16 protein-coding genes are annotated in these 20560 nt (G+C 39.0%); 7 read left to right on the top strand and 9 right to left on the bottom strand.

Going from position 1 to position 20560, the window contains the following annotated elements:
- Positions 1-45: 45 nt before the first annotated feature.
- Entirely contained in the window at positions 46-1716 is a 1671-nt protein-coding gene (locus tag NSQ79_RS04165; protein WP_073687144.1) for a formate--tetrahydrofolate ligase, read from the bottom strand.
- Positions 1717-1910: 194 nt separating this feature from the next.
- On the opposite strand from NSQ79_RS04165, the gene NSQ79_RS04160 reads away from it, so the two are divergent.
- From NSQ79_RS04160 to NSQ79_RS04140, 5 genes are all read left to right on the top strand, one after another.
- Positions 1911-2594, top strand: a complete 684-nt coding sequence (locus NSQ79_RS04160; RefSeq protein WP_073687143.1) for a phosphopantothenate--cysteine ligase — start codon at positions 1911-1913, stop codon at positions 2592-2594.
- Entirely contained in the window at positions 2587-3132 is a 546-nt protein-coding gene (gene coaC / locus NSQ79_RS04155; protein ID WP_073687142.1) for a phosphopantothenoylcysteine decarboxylase, read from the top strand. Before NSQ79_RS04160 ends, coaC begins: the two co-directional genes overlap by 8 nt.
- Before the next feature lie 28 nt (positions 3133-3160).
- On the top strand, positions 3161-3733 hold the full coding sequence (locus tag NSQ79_RS04150; RefSeq protein WP_004182105.1) for an ECF transporter S component: 573 nt from the start codon (positions 3161-3163) through the stop codon (positions 3731-3733).
- A gap of 66 nt (positions 3734-3799) precedes the next feature.
- Entirely contained in the window at positions 3800-4360 is a 561-nt protein-coding gene (locus tag NSQ79_RS04145; RefSeq protein ID WP_013990460.1) for an ECF transporter S component, read from the top strand.
- A 152-nt stretch (positions 4361-4512) separates the two neighbouring features.
- Complete coding sequence (locus tag NSQ79_RS04140) at positions 4513-6231, top strand: phospho-sugar mutase (protein WP_045768628.1); 1719 nt, start codon at positions 4513-4515, stop codon at positions 6229-6231.
- 86 nt (positions 6232-6317) lie between these two features.
- Here the strand turns inward: NSQ79_RS04140 and NSQ79_RS04135 are convergent, their stop codons facing one another.
- The 4 genes from NSQ79_RS04135 to NSQ79_RS04120 form a co-directional block, all read right to left on the bottom strand.
- Positions 6318-7304, bottom strand: a complete 987-nt coding sequence (locus NSQ79_RS04135) for an IS30 family transposase (protein WP_339313329.1) — start codon at positions 7302-7304, stop codon at positions 6318-6320.
- A gap of 148 nt (positions 7305-7452) precedes the next feature.
- Entirely contained in the window at positions 7453-8328 is an 876-nt protein-coding gene (metF, locus tag NSQ79_RS04130) for a methylenetetrahydrofolate reductase [NAD(P)H] (RefSeq protein ID WP_021144026.1), read from the bottom strand.
- A gap of 186 nt (positions 8329-8514) precedes the next feature.
- Positions 8515-10764, bottom strand: a complete 2250-nt coding sequence (gene metE, locus NSQ79_RS04125) for a 5-methyltetrahydropteroyltriglutamate--homocysteine S-methyltransferase (RefSeq protein ID WP_049554094.1) — start codon at positions 10762-10764, stop codon at positions 8515-8517.
- Positions 10765-11015: 251 nt separating this feature from the next.
- Complete coding sequence (locus NSQ79_RS04120; RefSeq protein ID WP_049527929.1) at positions 11016-11366, bottom strand: hypothetical protein; 351 nt, start codon at positions 11364-11366, stop codon at positions 11016-11018.
- A 146-nt stretch (positions 11367-11512) separates the two neighbouring features.
- Between NSQ79_RS04120 and pabB the strand changes: the two genes are divergently transcribed.
- A complete protein-coding gene (pabB, locus tag NSQ79_RS04115; protein WP_138261524.1) occupies positions 11513-13243 on the top strand; it encodes an aminodeoxychorismate synthase component I in 1731 nt (576 codons plus the stop codon).
- Positions 13244-13459: 216 nt separating this feature from the next.
- Complete coding sequence (locus NSQ79_RS04110; RefSeq protein WP_339313913.1) at positions 13460-16096, top strand: calcium-translocating P-type ATPase, PMCA-type; 2637 nt, start codon at positions 13460-13462, stop codon at positions 16094-16096.
- Positions 16097-16247: 151 nt separating this feature from the next.
- On the opposite strand, the gene dltD is transcribed toward NSQ79_RS04110, so the two are convergent.
- Genes dltD through dltA form a run of 4 tightly spaced genes read right to left on the bottom strand, consistent with a single transcriptional unit; the run spans position 16248 to position 20560 of the window.
- Positions 16248-17516 (bottom strand): D-alanyl-lipoteichoic acid biosynthesis protein DltD, encoded by a 1269-nt coding sequence (dltD, locus tag NSQ79_RS04105; RefSeq protein ID WP_070475609.1) that lies wholly within the window; start codon positions 17514-17516, stop codon positions 16248-16250.
- Positions 17509-17748: a D-alanine--poly(phosphoribitol) ligase subunit DltC gene (gene dltC / locus NSQ79_RS04100; RefSeq protein WP_002891149.1), complete on the bottom strand. Its 240-nt coding sequence runs from the start codon at positions 17746-17748 to the stop codon at positions 17509-17511. Before dltC ends, dltD begins: the two co-directional genes overlap by 8 nt.
- Before the next feature lie 17 nt (positions 17749-17765).
- Positions 17766-19013: a D-alanyl-lipoteichoic acid biosynthesis protein DltB gene (gene dltB / locus NSQ79_RS04095; RefSeq protein ID WP_339313910.1), complete on the bottom strand. Its 1248-nt coding sequence runs from the start codon at positions 19011-19013 to the stop codon at positions 17766-17768.
- Positions 19010-20560: a D-alanine--poly(phosphoribitol) ligase subunit DltA gene (gene dltA / locus NSQ79_RS04090; RefSeq protein WP_339313908.1), complete on the bottom strand. Its 1551-nt coding sequence runs from the start codon at positions 20558-20560 to the stop codon at positions 19010-19012. The genes dltB and dltA overlap by 4 nt, the downstream gene beginning before the upstream one ends.

Here is a 20560-nt window from a genome sequence, read left to right as displayed (position 1 = left end):
AAAAAAACAGCACCAATAGGTACTGTTTTATATCGATATTTCTTCTTAGAACAAACCAACAGCTGTTCCGTCTTCAGCTACGTCCATCTTGAGGGCTGCTGGTGCTTTTGGAAGACCAGGCATAGTCATGACGTCACCTGTAAGAGCTACGATAAATCCAGCACCTGTTTTAGGAACAAATTCACGGATAGTGATATCAAAACCTTCTGGTGCTCCAAGTAAGAATTGGTTATCTGAGAAGCTATATTGTGTTTTGGCCATACATACTGGCAATTTATCCCAACCGAATTCTGCAAATTGTTTGAGTTGGTTCTTAGCTTTTTTCTCGAAGACAACTGATTTACCACCATAGATTTCAGTAACAATCTTAGTGATTTTTGCTTCCAAGCTATCATCATCAGAATAAAGACGTTTATAGTCGGCATTACCATTTTCAACAGCATCAACTACTGCGTTGGCAAGGTCAATACCACCATCAGCACCATTAGCCCAAACGCTAGCCAATTCAACAGGAACATCGATTTCTGCACAAAGTTCTTTAAGGGCTGCAATTTCAGCTTCTGTATCAGCAACAAATTCGTTAATAGCAACGACTGCTGGAAGACCAAATTTACGAACGTTTTCCACATGACGTTTCAAGTTTGCGAAGCCATCACGAACGGCCTGAACATTTTCTTCAGAGAGGTCAGTTTTGGCTACCCCACCGTGCATTTTAAGGGCACGAAGTGTCGCAACAATAACAACAGCATCAGGAGTTGTTGGGAGGTTTGGAGTCTTGATATCAAGGAATTTTTCAGCACCAAGGTCAGCACCGAAACCTGCTTCAGTAATCGTATAATCAGCCAAACGAAGAGCTGTAGCTGTAGCTAGAACTGAGTTACATCCGTGAGCGATATTGGCAAATGGACCACCGTGTACCAAGGCTGGTGTTCCATAAATTGTCTGTACCAAATTAGGTTTGATGGCATCTTTAAGAATAAGGGTAAGCGCACCTTCAATTTCAAGATCACGTACATAAACTGGTGTACGGTCATAACGGTAGGCAACTACAATGTTAGCCAAACGTTCTTTAAGGTCATTAATATCAGTAGCCAAGCAAAGAATCGCCATGATTTCAGACGCAACAGTAATATCAAAACCATCTTCACGTGGAATACCATTAAGTGGTCCGCCAAGACCAACATTTACATGACGAAGCGCACGGTCATTAAGGTCAACCACACGTTTCCAAATGATACGACGTTGGTCAATGCCGAGAGCATTTCCTTGGTGAATATGATTGTCAAGAAGGGCTGACAAAGCATTATTTGCTGTAGTAATAGCGTGCATATCCCCTGTGAAGTGGAGGTTGATATCTTCCATCGGAAGCACTTGAGCGTAACCACCACCTGCAGCACCACCTTTGATTCCCATAACCGGACCAAGAGATGGTTCACGAAGGGCAATCATTGTTTTCTTACCAATTTTGTTAAGAGCGTCTGCAAGACCAATTGACATGGTTGATTTCCCTTCACCAGCTGGTGTTGGGTTGATAGCTGTCACCAAAATCAATTTTCCTGGCTTATTGTCTTTGACTGCATTGATTTTATCAAATGACAATTTTGCCTTATATTTTCCGTAGAGTTCCAAATCGTCAAAGCCGATTCCAACTTTTTCAACTACTTCTGTGATTGGTTTTAATTCTACACTTTGAGCAATTTCGATATCTGTTTTCATGAGACACTCCTCTATATTTTTCTAAAGTCTATTATATCAGAGTTTAATAAAAAACGCATTATTTTTGGTTAATTACTTTTCAATGTTCGGTTTTTGTTTTGTTATAAAACGTTATAACTTTAATTTATAGGGGTACACCCCAAAAATACCTACTATTTATTTACTAAAGACTCAATTTTTAGTACAATACTACTATGAAAATTTTGATTACATCGGGTGGTACCACTGAAAAGATTGATGCTGTACGTGGAATCACAAACCATTCAACAGGTTATCTAGGAAAGGAAATCGCTGAACTTTTCTTGGCTAAGGGTCACCATGTAACCTTAGTAACGACCAAGACAGCGGTTAAACCAGAACCGAAAGAAAATCTAAAGATTACAGAAATTACGAACGTAGAAAGTCTTCTCAAAAAAATGGAGCCACTCGTTAAAGAGCACGATGTTCTTATACATAGTATGGCAGTCTCTGATTATACTCCTATTTATATGACGGATTTCGCTGAATTGGAGGACACCGAAGATCTCGCTCAATTCTTGCATAAATCTAACACTGAAAGCAAGATTTCATCAGCTTCTGATTATCAGGTTCTTTTTCTTAAAAAAACACCGAAGGTCATTAGCCTCGTCAAACAATGGAATCCTGCTATTCAATTGATTGGCTTCAAACTTTTGGTTAATGTAAGTAAAGAAGAGCTTTTTAAGGTTGCTCGTGCAAGTCTGAAACGCAATAAAGCTGATATTATTGTTGCCAACGACTTGAGTGATATCACTCAAGATCAACATATTGCTTATCTAGTTGACGAAAAAAACGAGGAGAAGGTTACGACTAAATCTGCTATTGCTCAAGCTTTATTTGAAAGGATATGCCATGACTAAACGTATCATCCTTGCTGTTTCAGGATCAATTTCTGCCTATAAAACAGCTGATCTAACAAGCAGGTTAAAGAAAAAAAGTTATGATGTTCACGTCATTATGACTGAAGCTGCGCAAGCCTTTATCACTCCTCTGACACTTCAAGTCCTTTCGAAGAATCCTGTTCACACTGATGTCATGGAAGAGAAATTGGCTGAACGTATTAATCATATTGACTTAGGTAAAGAAGCTGACCTCTTTATTGTAGCTCCAGCTTCAGCAAATACCATTGCCAAATTAGCACATGGTTTAGCCGATAATATGCTTACTGCTACTGCTTTAGCTTTACCTAGCACCACACCTAAACTAATTGCCCCTGCAATGAATACGAAAATGTATGAAAATCCACTGACTAAGAAGAATCTAGATACTTTGCATGACCTTGGCTACCAAGAAATTCTTCCAAAATCAGGTTTACTGGCTTGTGGAGATACAGGACGTGGTGCCTTAGCTAATATTGATGACATTATTGAATCCATTGACAATGCTTTAACAAAATAGCCTTGCAGAGAATAAAAAGGAGTTTATGATGAATAAGAAAAATAAAGCAAACCAAACGGCTCAGTTATCCCTCTTGATAGCTACAATGGTTGTAATCGAAGTACTCAGTCAAACCATCTTTGCTGCTTTTGTACTTCCAATCAAACCAACCCTAACCCATATCCCAGTTATTATCGCTAGCATCGTCTACGGTCCTAAAATTGGAGCTTATTTGGGTGGCTTCATGGGAATTATGAGTATTATTCGCAACACTGTTATCTATACGGTTAGTAGCTATCTCTTTAGTCCTTTTGTTGAAGGGGGAACTTGGGCATCTGCAGTCATTGCCATCGTCCCTCGTATCCTAATCGGTATTTTCCCATACTTTGTCTACAAATTACTTCAAAATCGTCTAGGTCTGGCTCTATCTGGGGTTTTAGGTGCTTTCACAAATACATTTTTCGTACTTCTTGGCATCTACTTCCTAATCCCTAACTTCTACACAGCAGGTGGCAAAACACTAATGGCAACCATTTTCACAACAAATTCGATTGCTGAAATGATTATTGCTGGACTTTTGACAGTAAGTATCACTCCTATGCTTTTACGATTGAAAAAGTAAATCATTTAATCTATGGATAGTGCCGAAAATCAGATACTATTCTATAAACTGTTAAGGAGAATTTTTATGAAAAAATCAACCGCTATTGCAAGAATTGCCATCTTTTTTGCAGTAATGCTCACCATTCATTTTGTAACTTCCTTCATTCTCGAATTTGTTCCGTCTGGTATTCAACCGACCTTAGTTCATATTCCTGTTGTTATCGCTTCCGTCATTTATGGACCTAGAATCGGAGCTATTTTGGGACTCCTCATGGGCCTCTTTAGTGTGACCATGAATACATTGGTTTTGACGCCAGCAAGTTTCCTCTTTAGTCCCTTTGTCTCACATGGAAATCTCTATTCTCTCATTATTGCACTGTTTCCACGTATTTTAATCGGAGTGACTCCTTACTTCGTCTATCGATGGCTACACAATCGTACTGGTTTAGTGACAGCTGCTATTGTCGGGTCTATGACCAATACCATTTTTGTTCTATTGGGAATTTATATCTTCTTCGGTAACATCTATGGTGGTAGTTTTCAACATTTTCTTGCTTTAATTTTGACAACAAACTCTCTTATTGAAGTTATTGCTACAGTTCTTGTCACAACTGCAGCCGTTCCGACACTTGAAAGATTAAAATAATTAGTTAGGTCGAGACTGATATGTCTTGGCTCTTTTATTTTCATTTACATTTTAGATACCATTTTCTTTTTAAAAAGATTTACAATTATCGCTAGAATTTTCTGAAAAAATTTGTTATAATGTAAGCGGTTAAAAATATAAAGGAGATTGCTATGTCTTACACTGAAAATTATCAAAAATGGCTCGACTTCGCTGAATTGCCTGCTTACCTTCATGATGAGTTGGTCGCAATGGATGAAAAAACGAAAGAAGATGCCTTCTATACCAACCTTGAATTCGGTACAGCTGGTATGCGTGGATTGATTGGTGCTGGTACTAACCGCATTAACATTTACGTTGTTCGCCAAGCAACTGAAGGTTTGGCCCAATTGATTGACTCAAAAGGGGAAGAAGCTAAAAAACGTGGTGTTGCTATTGCCTATGACAGCCGTCACTTCTCTCCAGAATTTGCATTTGAATCTGCACAAGTTTTGGCAGCTCACGGTATTAAATCTTACGTATTTGAAAGCCTTCGTCCAACACCTGAATTGTCATTTGCAGTACGTCATCTTCACACATTTGCTGGTATCATGGTAACAGCCAGCCACAACCCTGCACCATTTAATGGTTACAAGGTTTACGGAGAAGATGGTGGACAAATGCCACCAGCAGATGCAGATGCATTGACAGACTACATCCGTGCTATCGAAAATCCTTTCACTGTGCAATTGGCTGACCTTGAAGAAAGCAAAGCTAGCGGCTTGATTGAAGTTATCGGTGAAAACGTCGACGCTGAATACTTGAAAGAAGTTAAAGGCGTTAACATCAACCAAGACTTAATCAATGAATACGGTCGTGACATGAAGATTGTCTACACTCCACTTCATGGTACTGGTGAAATGTTGGCACGTCGTGCTCTTGCGCAAGCTGGATTTGAAGCTGTTCAAGTTGTTGAAGCTCAAGCTGTTCCAGATGCTGACTTCTCAACTGTTAAATCTCCAAACCCTGAAAACCAAGAAGCATTTGCTCTTGCTGAAGAACTTGGTCGCAAAGTAGACGCTGATGTATTGGTTGCAACTGATCCCGATGCTGACCGTCTTGGTGTTGAAATTCGTCAACCAGATGGTTCTTACCTCAACCTTTCTGGTAACCAAATCGGAGCTATCATTGCTAAATACATTCTTGAAGCTCACAAAACAGCTGGTACACTTCCTGCCAATGCTGCCCTCTGTAAATCAATCGTATCAACTGAGTTGGTTACTAAGATTGCAGAAAGCTACGGCGCAACGATGTTTAACGTCTTGACTGGTTTCAAATTTATCGGTGAAAAAATTCATGAATTTGAAACACAACACAACCACACTTACATGCTTGGTTTCGAAGAAAGCTTCGGTTACCTCATCAAACCATTCGTACGTGACAAAGACGCTATCCAAGCTGTTCTTATCGTTGCTGAAATCGCAGCTTACTACCGCTCACGTGGTATGACTTTGGCAGATGGTATCGAAGAAATCTACAAACAATACGGCTACTTCGCAGAAAAAACAATCTCTGTTACCCTTTCAGGTGTTGACGGAGCTGCTGAAATCAAGAAAATCATGGATAAATTCCGTGGCAATGCTCCTAAACAATTCAACAACACAGACATTGCTAAGACAGAAGACTTCTTGGAACAAACAGCTACTACTGCTGACGGCGTTGAAAAATTAACAACTCCTCCTAGTAACGTACTTAAATACATCTTGGCTGATGATTCATGGTTTGCCGTTCGTCCTTCAGGTACAGAACCAAAAATCAAATTCTACATCGCTACAGTTGGTGAATCTGAAGCAGATGCTAAAGAAAAAATTGCGAATATCGAAGCAGAGATCAATGCTTTCGTAGGCGAATAATATTTAAGACTTAGAGCTAAGCTCTAAGTCTTTTTTATACATTACACTACTAGAATTAAGGAAGTTACTTTTTGCATCTTGAATTGTCAAATTAAGTGCATACTTTCCCCATAGAATACTTCATAAGGTGTTTTCCAGTTAAGACATTTTCGTGGCCTATTATTAAGTTTGTTCTCCCATAGCTGAATAGTCTGATCATCAACCAATGTTAGATCACTACCCTTTGGAAAATATTCTCTAAGTAATCCATTCGTGTTCTCATTGGTTCCTCGTTGCCATGGAGCATGAGGGTCAGGAAAATAGACTTCAATGTTCAATTGATCACTCAATTTCTGATGATAGGTGAATTCTTTCCCTCTATCAGGAGTTACTGTATACTTCGTCAAGGGTTCTAACAGTTTTACCATAGCTTCTATTACCAACTTGCTTTTCTTAACAGCTACCTTTTTGATTTTTAGAAAACGAGAATAACGGTCTGTTAGAGTCACTAAACAAGCTTTTCCAGTTTTACCTGCAACAGTATCGGCTTCCCAATCTCCTATTCTAGTTCGATTATTAGCTTCTTCTGGTCTTTCGTGAATTGTATGAGAAATGGATATTTTCCCTCTATTTTCAACATGACCTTTAGTATGACGTGTTTTCCCACGATGACGAAGTTTACGAATGACACCACGAGCACCATGAGATAATGAGTCATCCTCAAAATGTCCTCGATAAATGGCTCTATAGATTGTTTGATAACTAACAACAGTTTTCCCATACTCTAAGCGCAACCGACCTTCTATTTCTTCAGGAGACCATTGGTAATCGAGAAATAGATGTTTGATGGTATTGCTTAAATTGTGATCTATTTCAAGCATCCGTTTCCGCCCACAGTGTGATTTGGCATTATGGTACGATTCCTGTGCATGATTTGGAGAATAAGCTCCTGATTTTGTATGGCGCTTCCACTCACGACTAATACTAGATGGATGACGATGAAGTAACTTAGCAATTTGAGAAAAATTTAGGCCTTGCGTACGGTAAATGAGAATACTTTCACGCTCGTCTATGGTAAAATGATGGTAGCTCATAAGATTTCCTTTCGTAACTAGTTCGTTCAATTCTATTTTACTAGAAAATCTTATGAGTTTTTATTGTGCACTTATATTGTATATTCAAGATACTATAAACACGAAACCACCTATAGATTAAACTATAGGTGGTAGTTTTATGATTCAATTATAGAGCGCTAACTTGTGAATGATGCTTAAACAAGGAATGAGTAGCTTCGTGAATATGACGAGCAGTTTCTGCATTATTCATGGTGTAGAGGTGAACGCCTGCAACATCTTGAGTAACAAGGTCGACAATCTGGTCAATCGCATAAGCAAGACCTGCCGCTCTAAGTGACTCAGGATCATGCTCATACTTATCCAAAATGGCACGGAACTTACGTGGCAAATGGATATTCTCACAAGTCTTAAGCAAACGTAGAGCTTGGTTACGATTCAAAATTGGCATAATACCCGCATGAATTGGTACATCAATTCCAGCCAAGGTACATTTATCTTGAAAATCATAGAAACGTTCATTGTCAAAGAAGAGTTGGGTTAAAAGACCAGAACAACCTGCATCAACCTTTTTCTTAAGGTTTTGGATATCAGAGATTTGATTTGGCGAATCTGGATGCCCTTCAGGATAGCAGGCACCGATGATATCAAATTGAGGAGCTTCTTCCTTGATAAATTCAATCAAATCAGTGGCATATTTAAAGTCTTTAAGAGGTTCCACACCAGGAATGATATCGCCACGTAGGGCTAAGATACGGTGTACACCAACGGCATCCAAGTCACGTAAGGTATCAGCAACCTTTTCTTTACTCAAATAGATAGCTGGAAGGTGGGCAATCGTTGGGATGGCTAGGTCATTTTGAATATGATCTGCCAAAGGAACCGTCGTCTCTTTGATATTATATTTGTTATTACTAGCTGTCACACTGATAAAGTGTGGAGCCAATCCTTGCATATCCTCAAGAGCACGTAGGATTTTTTCATTACCTACTGCTGGGTTAGGTGGAAAGACTTCAAAAGAGAGTGATGGTGTTTGGCTTGTCATATTTTATACCTTCTTCTTTTTAGATTTTTGTTAAGACGAAAGCTGTTTTAAGTGCCTACTGACTTCATGAGTTCAGTTAAACACTTGTTAATCATAGCCTGCTTGCAAAAATCTTTAGAACATTATTCGCTATTGAAAACCTTCTACACTTAAGGAAGAAGGTCTTCAACATATGATAACTTCTGCTTACAAGTTTTCGCGAGCTGCTTTTGCAGCTTCTACAAGCTTGATCAAGCTTTCTTTAGTTTCTTTGATTCCGCGAGTCTTCAAACCACAGTCAGGGTTGATCCATACTTTACCGCTTGGTACTTTAGCCAAGATTGCTTCGATAGTGTGGTCAATTTCACCGTCTTGTGGGACACGTGGTGAGTGGATATCGTAAACCCCAGGTCCAACTTCTGTTTGGAAGTTTTGAGCTTTAAGTTCATCCAAGATTTCAAGATTTGAACGACTAGCTTCAAATGAGATAACGTCAGCATCCAAGTTGTCGATAGCTGGAATGATATCTGTAAATTCTGAGTAACACATGTGAGTGTGGATTTGTGTGTCTGGTGCTACTGTTGAGTGTACCAAACGGAAGGCTGGAATTGCCCAGTCAAGGTAATCCTCATACCAGTCACTACGACGGAGTGGCAATTTTTCGCGAAGAGCAGCTTCGTCAATTTGGATAATTTTCACGCCTGCAGCTTCAAGGTCAAGGACTTCATCTTTGATTGCAAGAGCAATTTGAAGAGTTGAATCCTTAATAGAGATGTCTTCACGTGGGAATGACCAGTTAAGGATAGTAACAGGTCCAGTCAACATACCTTTAACAGGTTTGTCAGTACGGCTTTGTGCGTAGCTAGACCATTTCACAGTTATTGGGTTAAGACGAGTGACATCACCCCAGATGATTGGTGGTTTAACCCCACGCATACCATATGATTGCACCCAACCATTTTTAGAGAAGAGGTAGCCTGACAAGTTTTGACCGAAGTACTCAACCATGTCGTTACGTTCGAATTCACCGTGTACAAGCACGTCAAATCCAACTTCTTCTTGCCATTTAATCCATTCATCAGTGATTTCAGCAAGGAAAGCATCGTATTCTTCTTGTGACAATTCATTCTTACGGAAAGCCAAACGTTTAGCACGAACTTCCTTAGTTTGAGGGAATGAACCGATAGTTGTTGTTGGAAGCAATGGAAGTTTGAAAGCATCTTTTTGAATCGCTTCACGTTCTGCAAATGCTGGCAAACGAGTGTAATCAGCTTCAGTCAAGCCTGCAATACGGGCACGAAGTTCAGCATTTTCACCAACACGCTCAGTCGCAAAGAGTTCTTTGTTTGCAGCAAGGGCTTCTGCACCTTGACCATTGCGGATAGCATCCAAATCACGCAATTCGTCCAATTTTTCAACCGCAAAAGCAAAGTGGTTCAAGATAGCTGGTTCAAATTCTTCGTTAGCAGTTGTAAATGGTACATGAAGAAGTGAGCAAGATGTTGTCAAAACAACATTTTCAGCTGGCACTTGTTCAAGAATTTCAAGACTCTTCTCGTAGTTGTTACGCCAGATGTTTTTACCATTGACGATACCGGCATAGAGAGTCTTATCAGCTGGGAAACCACCTTTAACCAATTCAAGTGTTTTCTTACCTTCAACAAAGTCAAGACCAATACCATCAACTGGCAAGTTCACAAGGTCATTGTAGACATCACGAACATCACCAAAGTAAGTTTGAATCAAGACTTCAAGGCCTTTCTTATCAGCCAAGAGTTTGTTGTAGAGGTTCAAAAAGAGAGTTTTTTCTTCTGCTGTCAAATCTTTAACAAGAGCTGGCTCATCGAGTTGAATACGAGTCGCACCAAGCTCAGCCAATTTTGCGAAGACTTCTTGGTAAGCTGCCACAAAGCTGTCTACAAAGTCTTCTGCTTTCACACCATCTTCAAAGTCAGATAATTGAAGGAATGTGAATGGTCCAACCACAACTGGGCGTGTGTTAAGTCCCAATTCTTTAGCTTCTTGGTACTCATCAAAAATCTTGTGACCAGCAAGTTTAACTTCTGTTGTTTTTTCAAATTTAGGAACGATGTAATGGTAGTTAGTGTTAAACCATTTTTTCATAGGAAGGGCACGTACATCCCCTTTTTCACCTTGGTAACCACGCGCCAAAGCAAAGTAACGTTCAAGATCTGTCAAATCCAAGTTTTGAACAGATTCAGGTACGACGTTGAAAAGGAAAGCTGCATCAAGGAAGTTATCGTAATGTGAAAAATCATTTGAAGGAATTTCACTGATACCCTTCTCTTTAACAATATTCCAGTGTTTTGCACGTAAGTCTTTGGCTGCTGCTAAGAGTTCATCTGCAGTAATTTCATTTCTAAAGTATTTTTCTGTTGTAAATTTTAATTCGCGGAATTCACCCAAACGTGGGAAACCAATGATAGTAGTTGACATCTTGTGTCCTCCTCTTTGTTGTTGAACTTATCTTACCAAAGAAATGGGTGGCTGTATAATTGCTATTAGTTTTCTCTATATATAGTTTTAGACTATAACCTATAAAGTAATGGGTTTCTAGCTACCGTTATCTCCTTTTGTTTAGATATTGTTATAGCTAATAACTATACATCAACCTGATAAAACCTTTTTTAACAAAAAAATCCCTAGACTTTTGTCTAGAGACTCTATTATTTACTAGGATTGGAACACTAAGCTCTATAAGTGCTCAGTACTTTCTCTTGAAGGCAAGATGATGTATAAGACATATTCTCACTATTGTAACTTTTCCAAATATAATAACCAAAAACTACCAATACCAATAAGAAACAAATTCCTAATACGGCTAACCAAATGATTTGTTTCTTTAAGCTATCATACTCACTCATATAGCCATTATGAATTTTAATTAGTTCATTTCTTTTTTTGTTACTTGACTCTTTAGCAATGGCAATTTCTAGCTCATACATTTGATGCTTCCATGAATTCTTAGAAGTGCCTTTTTTCATTTTATGGTTTGAAAGACTGCTGTTGCCCTTCTTTAAATTGTTTTTTTTTGTCATACTTCCCTCTGAAATCTTCTTTTAGTCACCACTATTATAACATATGTAAAACTGTCAAAAAAGTTCATTTTTAGTTAAAATTTTGAGAAAGAGAATTAAAACATGAAAAAGAACCAGAGGGAAACTTCTTATGTTATACTTTAAGTATGCATAAGAAAACTGTTATTGATTTTAAGGAACTTGGCGCCAGACAAATCTTTACTGATGCCATTAAAGAACTAAAAACAAAGAACATTAAGGAAGTTAAGCACCTTTTAGCTGAAGTCGAAGCCTATCAAAATGAAGGCTATTATGCAGTAGGTTATGTTTCCTATGAAGCAGCCCCTGCCTTCGAGACAAAATTTCAGGTTATTGCTGGTCCATTAATGTCAGAGTATCTCCTCTACTTCACTATTCATGAAACTGTTCAAATAGAGCCTATTCCACTTGCTTATGAGCCAATTGCCTTACCAAAATCTTGGCAAGAGCTAACTTCTGCAGAGGAATACAAGGCTGCTATTGAGCAAATACACCACCATATTCGACAAGGTGATACTTATCAAGTCAATTATACTGTTCAACTTCAACAGAACCTGACAGCTGATCCCTTTGCCATCTATAACCGATTGGTTGTTGAGCAAAATGCACATTACAATGCCTTTATTCAGCACGATGATGTCTCTATCATTTCCATAAGCCCAGAACTCTTTTTTAAAAAAGATGGTGATAGATTGACCACTCGTCCTATGAAAGGTACTACTAATCGTGGTTTGACAAGTGAATCTGACCTCAAACAAGCCCAGTGGCTAGCTCAGGATCAGAAAAATCGCTCTGAAAATATGATGATTGTCGATCTTCTTAGAAATGACATGAATCGTATTTCAAAAATAGGAAGTGAGGATGTCAAGAGCCTTTGCCAAGTTGAACAATACTCTACGGTTTGGCAAATGACTTCGACTATTGAGACGCAACTCCTACCAAATAGTAGTTTAAGCGATGTCTTCCAAGCCCTTTTTCCATGCGGCTCGATTACAGGTGCCCCAAAAATAGCAACCATGGAGATTATTAAGAAGGTTGAAAAACAGCCTCGAGGTGTCTATTGTGGAGCTATTGGTATCTTGATGCCACAGGGACCTAGTATTTTCAACGTGGCCATTCGAACACTACAAATGGAAGGAACCAAAGCTATCTATGGTGTCGGAGGAGGTATTACCTGGGATAGCAACTGGGAAGCTGAATATGAAGAAACCAAGCAAAAAGCTGCTGTTCTATACCGTCAGAACCCCAAATTCAATCTCATTTCAACTGGTCGTGTCCATCAAGGAAAACTGCTATTTCTTGAGGAGCATATGAAACGCTTGCAAGAGAGCAGTCGCTACTTTGACTATCCTTTCAATGCAGAAAAAGCACACTATCAAGTCGAAGCTCTGTGCCAATCACTAAACCTTGACAAAGACTACCGTCTTAAAATGTCACTTGCAAAAGATGGTGAACTGAAGTTTGAACATACCCAATTAACAAACTTATCTAATGACTTCTGCCAAGCAAGGTTAGTTGAGCAAAGGCATCCGTTGGATAGCCCCTATACCTTCTTCAAAACAAGTTACCGTCCTCACCTTAGTATCGAACCTCACGAACAAATTTATTATAATCATGAGGGGCAACTCCTAGAAACCTCTATCGGTAACATCGTTCTTAAAATCAAAGACCAACTCTACACACCACCCGTTCACCTCGGCCTCTTAAATGGCATCTACAGACAAAGACTTATTGCTGATAATAAGCTTAAAGAAAAAGTCTTGACCTTAAAAGATATGGAACAGGCTCAGGCCATCTATGGATGCAATGCGGTGAGAGGGTTGTATGAATTGAAGGTGAAAAAACAGAATTATCTCTAAATAAAAAATGCGGGTTCTTTGTACACTCCTACACTTGCTAAAGAGAAAAGAAACTTCAATATTCTATTGGTGAAAAATCAACAACTTAATAGTAAAATAAAGTATAATACTTACTGATGGTTATTCAGTTATCGTGACTGTAATGATGAACTTTTTGGCTTATAATTTACTAGCCTTAAAACTCAGTAATAATTTAGAAAGGATACAAAACCTTAAATGAAAAAATTTAAAGGCTTGACTTCTGCTGAAGTTCAAGCAAGTAAAAACGCCCATGGCGATAATAGGCTCTCTAGTAAAGAGGCAAACTCGCTCCTCTCAATCTTTATCGAAGCCTTCCAAGATCAATGGATTCTTATCCTCTTGGCTGCCTTAGGATTAAAAATCATCTTCAACTTTGTTGGAATGATTTTCCCTGCTATTGGTGAAGCTAATTGGTATGAGGCTATCTCACTAATTTTCGCCATTTTGATGTCTACAGGATTTTCAGCAGTCTCACAATACCGAAATGAGCAAAAGTTCAACACTCTTCAGGAAGAGGCTTCAAAAACTAATGCTAAGGTTTATCGTGATGGTAAACTTAAAGAGGTTCTCGTTGATGATATTGTGAAAGGTGATCAGATTCTCCTTCAATCAGGGGACAAGATCCCAGTTGATGGTATCATCTTGGAAGGTGAATTAAAAGTAAACCAAGCTGTCCTTAATGGTGAAAGTGAAGATGCTAAAAAACTTCCTCTTGGTGATCAAGCAGAGCCAGACTCTTCCGACCTCTTTACAGAGCTCAAAGTCTTCCGTGGTACAGTTGTTACTTCAGGCGAAGCCGTTATGGAAGCTACACAAATTGGTGATAATACCGTTCTAGGAAGCATCAATACTTCTCTTCAAGAAGATAGTAAAGATTCACCATCCAAAGAAAAACTCAACAAGCTTGCTGGAAACATCGGTGTCCTCGGTTATAGTGCAGGTGCTGCATATTCAGTAATCAACCTTGTTTTAGGCTTTATTGCCCTTAATAAGGCTAATAACCTCAATGGTGGTTCAATCTTCCTTCTTATCATTGAAACAATTCTCTTTGCGGTTACAATCATCATCATGGCCGTTCCAGAAGGTCTTCCAATGATGTTGGCACTCGTTTCTTCAATGAACTCAGGACGACTTTTAGCTCAAAATATCTTGGTTCGCCATCCTGATACCATTGAAACAGCCGGATACATGAATATCCTCTTCAGTGATAAGACTGGTACTATCACTGAAGGTAAACTATCTGTAGTTGACTTCTTCCTTGCTGATGGAACACTTTATGCGGCTACTGGTGAAACTGATGCTCCTGATTTTGACACAATGTCAGATAGCCTAAAAGCTGAAATGATTAATGGTATCGGTCTTAATAACGATGCCATGGTAGCTGATGGCAGTGCTGTTGGTAGTAACGCCACTGATCGTGCACTTCTTGATTTCCTTATCGGACGTTCTCAACTTGATTTCGATACGAATACAATTACTGAGAAGCAACAATTCAACTCAGCAACAAAATTCGCAAGTGTAACGACTAACGATGGAAAAACCTACATCAAAGGTGCTCCAGAATTCATCCTAAACGACTGCTACTACTATCTTGATAAAGAGGGTAATAAACAAAACTTTACAGATGATATTAAAGCTCGTTTCCAAGAATTATCATTGGAACAAGCTAATCGTTCAATGCGTTTGCTTGCTATCCTAAATACAGATGGTAATGATAAAGTCTTGATTGGTATCGTATGTATCCGTGATAACGTTCGTTCTTCAATTAAACAAACTGTTGAAACAATGAACCGTGCAGGGGTTCAAGTAGTTATGGTAACTGGTGACCGTAAAGAAACCGCTGTTGCTATCGCTAAAGAAGCCGGTATCGTTACTGGTCAAAATGACCTTGTCCTTACTCACGATGAACTTTCTGCCCTCTCAGATCAAGAACTCAAACAACAATTGCCTCACTTAAAAGTGGTCAGTCGTGCCCTTCCAATGGATAAAAAACGTCTTATTGAGGCAACTCAAGACCTCGATATGGTTGCTGGTATGACAGGTGATGGAGTCAATGACTCACCTGCCCTTAAATCGGCTGATGTCGGATTCTCAATGGGTGATGGTACTGAAGTCGCACGTGAAGCCTCAGATATCGTTATCTTGAATAACTCATTGACTTCGATTGAAAAAGCCGTCCTCTATGGACGTACTATGAGTAAGTCAGTAAGTAAATTTATTATCTTCCAATTAACCGTAAACGTGACTACAATTGCTATGTCACTTCTCTCACCACTTTTGGGCCTCAAAGAACCATTTACAATTATCCAAATTCTCTGGATCAACCTTATCATGGACACACTTGCTGCCCTTGCCTTTGGTGAAGAACCTACGCTAGATCGTTACATGAATGAAAAACCAGTTGCTAAGAAGGCAAATATTCTTACTGGCTATATGAAATCTGCTATCGGTGTAGCTAGCATCTTCATTACTGTCGTATGTTTAGCAATTCTTAAAAATGTTGGTGGTATCCAAGACTTTATCACAAATGGAACTGGCAACTTTGAAATGGTAACAACATTCACCTTTACAGTATTTATCTATGCTGTCATTTTCAACTCACTTAATACACGTAGTAATGGATTCAATGTTTTTGAACATATCGGCGAAAACAAGAAATTCTCAATTGTAATGATTTCTATTGCTGTCGTTCAAACATTGATCATTCAATTCGGTGGTAAAGTATTTAGTACCGTTCCAATGGACGTTCAACACTATATCGTTGCACTTCTTATCGCGGTTTTGATCATCCCTGCAGATTTAATTCGAAAAGCTCTAACTAAAAACAAATAACTATCTGTATAACGTATTATAAAACTTAAAAGGATAAAAAGGATTGAGAGTTATCCCAATCCTTTTTAATAATTTCCGAAGGTAATACCGTGGAAAGATCATAACATAAAAAGGCTTTAACAAGCCTTTTTGATTGATTTATTAAGTAATACTACTTAAACTGACTAGGAGCCCCTGTATAACCTGCCCAATCCTTACTATAAAAGCGGTCGTTCAAGTTATAGCTAGGTGCAGGTGTTGGATTACTTACAAATGGATCAACAGCCTTGTCAAAGGCTACCCAACCTTTCCATCCCATATGAATGGTATCTTGCATGAAGTAAGGTTGATCTCCATCTTTTGAGAAGTCAGCAATATTGGTGAAGCCTTGACTTTCCAATTGATAACGGATTTTAGAAACCGTAGCGTCATACATTTCTTGACTTAGTCCCGTATAAGCCATCCACTTGCTATTAACAGGTGGGATGACAAAGATAACGTTAGTATTTGACTTCGCAAATTGATTTAAGACTAACTGTAGGTCACCGTATTCTTGTGAAACTTCATACGAAAGATTCTTTTGGAAACCTTTAAGTTTACCAATCTTTTTAGCCAAACGTTTCTTATAGAAACGGTCATCGATACCAAAGTCGTTTGACTTGGTATGAGCTTCTGCATCTCTTACGGCAACCTGGTCAAGTGCCTCGTAAGAGAACTTGTCTGGCAACTCTTTAAGATAAGGAAGAACCTTCTTGTCGTAATTTGCATTATTTGATGCTGCAAAAGGACTGAACAAGGCATCTTCTCGCTTATTAAGCTCTGCCATAAATTGAATATAAGTCTTATCAAGAGAATTTAAATCTTGTCCATTAGCCACTTTAGAAAGTTGAGATTTCATAGTAACCTCAGGTTTCATCTCTAAGATACGCTGAGCAGCATATTGAGAATTTGCATCCGTCTGATTTTGACTTAAGAAACTACTAAGTTGGTCGTTATTGTAGAACTGCTGGAAAGCCGCAGAATTGTAACCTTTTTTAGTAAACCACTGTGGTGACAAGACGTAGACTGCTGTCCCATTTTTCAATTCAGGAAGCATTTGTTGCATTCCCAAATATTGGTTTAGAGAGGCAGCCCCACGTTGTCCAATAAAATATGGGCGATAGTTACGGTCGTATTTTTCAGCTAAAACAGCTGGATGAAGGGCATCAAAACGCAACCACTCACTAGACCCAAAGAAAGGGACAAATCGATGATTCTTATCAGAAAGAGCTGTCGTCTTATTAATACGGCTCTTAAAGTTCTCAGTTGTCAAGGTTACTGCGTTACGTTTTTCAACCTCATAATTATGTTTTCTGCCTTGAGGGTAGGAAAAAATAACTACTACTACCAAGACTAAGGCACAGATTATAGGGCCAAAAATTTGCCATAAACGCTTAAGCATTGCGAAGCTCCGTTACCCCTTCAACAATCTTATTAGCTGTGTTCCAGTCATCACGACCAAATTCTGAAACTGGCACACGAATATCGAAACGTGATTCCAATTCAACGATAAGCTCAACTGTTCCCATTGAATCGAGAACACCAGCATCGAAAAGGTCTTCATCCATCATGTCTGAAACATCTTCCATGAAGAGTTCATCAATAATTTCAATAACTTCTGATTTTACATCCATTTTTATAATTCCTTTACTTATTTTTTAGTGAACCAAAGGTCATTCAAGAATCCAGAGAAAATCAAGAATGACAACATAACAGTGTTAAATGTAATAAAGATTCCCAAAGCCTTCGTCCATCTATTTTCAGGAAGTGGCTCAAGACCAGCTTTCTTACGTTCTTTATTAATGGTCTTCTTCTTGCGCAACCAGGCATCATTAAGTCCTAGACCAATACCATGGAAAATACCGTAAGCAATGTAGTACCAAGTAATCCCATGCCAGAATCCCATAACCATCATATTAATGACATAGGCCACATTTGAAGTCGTGTTACGATTTTTGAAAACTTTATTTCGCATCAAAACCATAACCAAACGCATAAAGATAAAGTCACGGAACCAGAAAGACAAGCTCATATGCCAACGATTCCAAAATTCTTTCAAGTCTCTTGAGACGAAAGGTTTGTCAAAGTTGATTGGGCTCTTAATCCCCATAAGGTTAGATGCTGCCAAGGCAAACATCGAGTAACCCGCAAAGTCAAAGAAGAGATCAAAACCGAAAACATACATGACACCAAGTGTTGGTAAATTAAAGATACCACCTTGAGCCAAAGCTTGTGCTTTCAGTGAAGGCAAGAGCATACTTCCGAAAATCTGCGCCAAAACAAACTTATAGAGGAAACCAAGCATGATATATTTTACAGCTTGCTCCAACATATTCATCAGCTCGTCTCGCTCAGGAATTGCTTGATAGTCTTCGTTAAAGCGTCTGAAGCGATCAATGGGACCACTCGTAAAGGTTGGCATAAAGAGCATGAATCGGAGGAACTCTCCAAGTGTAAACTCTTTAAGGACACCATCCCGCATCTCGATAATCATTCCAACTGATCGGAAGGTCAAGTAAGAAATACCAAAAAAGTTTAAAAGCGACTGAGTACCATTTATCGCAGGCTCTACCTTAACAAAAATCAAGGGAAGGACTACAAGAAACGAGTGTAAATAGAAAACCCATTTATTATCCTTTTGACTACGGTAATGTTTGTATGAATAAACCCAAATGATTTGCCAAATAATATAGAAGAGTAAGGCTAGTAATTGACTAGCATGTGTTCCTGTCAGAGCAAGAACAATAAAGGCTAGACTTACCAAACATTCATAAATCGCAAAACGCTTTTTATAGAAGAGACCCACAAAGATTGGCAATAGAGCTAATCCAAGGTAGATGAAATAGAAGGGATTACCGTAGGCTTCTAAATGAGGTAGCTGTTTCAAGAAGTCTATCATCGGTTGTTAACCTCACTGATAAGGCCCTTGATATCAATCTTCCCATTTGGTGTCAAAGGCAAACTCTCACGATAGAGGAACTTGGTTGGCATCATGTAAGACATCATGATATCTTCTAAGTCAGCCTTGATAGCCTTAGTAATATCGATATCACGTTCAAACTGCTCACGAACGCCATCCTTAAGAATCACATAAGCCAAGAGGTTCTGAACCTTATGGTCTTTATTGTAACGTGGTACAGCTACTGCTGAATCAATGTACTTAGACTTATTAAGGTTTTGTGAAACATCCTCTAACTCAATACGGAAACCATTAAACTTAATCTGGAAGTCCATACGGCCACCGTAAAGAAGGAGACCTTCATCAGTCATCGTTCCAACATCACCAGTATGGTAAGCAGGGAGACCATTAAACTCGAAGAAGGCTTCAGCTGTCTTTTCAGGATTATTCATGTAGCCTTTGGAAACTGCTGGTCCTGATACGATGATTTCACCCTGTTGACCATTTGGAAGGATATTCCCATCCTCATCGATAATATAAGTTGGTGAATCTTCCTTGGTATAACCAATCGGCAAACGCTTAAGGTTAGCCAGCATCTCATCAGTTACTGCTACTGCTGATAAGGCTACTGTTGCCTCAGTTGGTCCATAAGCATTGATAATACGTGCCTCTGGGAAACGTTGGCGAAGCTTTTGAGCAGTCTTGACAGTCAACTCTTCTCCATCAAAATAGAAATGCGTAATTTTCGGCATCTTCTCTGCATTGAAGTCTTCAGACAACATTGCCATGTCTGCAAATGATGGGGTCGATGTCCAAATAGCAATTGGAAGTGAGAAAATCGTTTCAAAGAGTTTCTTGAAGTCCTGCGTAATGGCTGAAGGAAGTGCATAGAGTGTTCCTCCAAGTGCCAATGTAGGTGCCCAGTACATTACCGATAGGTCAAATGAGTAAGGCGGTTGCGCCAACATTTGGGGACGTTTTGGAGTCGCAAATTCCTTGTCCGTAATCATCCAGTTAGTGAAACTAAGGAGATTATTGTGAGAAATTTGTACCCCTTTAGGCTTACCTGTAGTTCCTGATGTGAAGATGATGTAATAAGTATCATCACCCTTAACAGGATGAGTCACTTCGTAGCTAGTCTTACTTTCAAAAGCAGTCGTCACTTGGTCCAATGTCACGATTGGCGCTTGAACATCCTCAAGTGGGAAGTCATTAATTGCAATAATCAGACTAGGCTCTGCTACTTCTACGATAGCCGTCACGCGCTCAAGAGCTGAGTGACTATCAATTGGAATATAAGCATGACCAGATTTAGTCAAAGCTACAAAAGTTGCCAACATTTCATACTCTTGACCGCCATAAACCACAACAGGTGATTTTTCTGGAATGTCAAGACTATCGATCTTGGCAGCTAGGCTATCCGAATCAGCTTTTAAGTCACCGTAAGTATGAACTTCCCCTAAAATATTGTAAACAGGAAATTCAGGTTGTGATTGAGCAAACTGCTCAATCGTTTCAATCATATCTTTAATTTTTGTATTCGTCAT

This window comes from Streptococcus sp. FSL W7-1342, from assembly GCF_037966635.1.
Classification (GTDB): domain Bacteria; phylum Bacillota; class Bacilli; order Lactobacillales; family Streptococcaceae; genus Streptococcus; species Streptococcus salivarius_D.
This window is presented reverse-complemented; position numbering and strand designations above follow the sequence as displayed.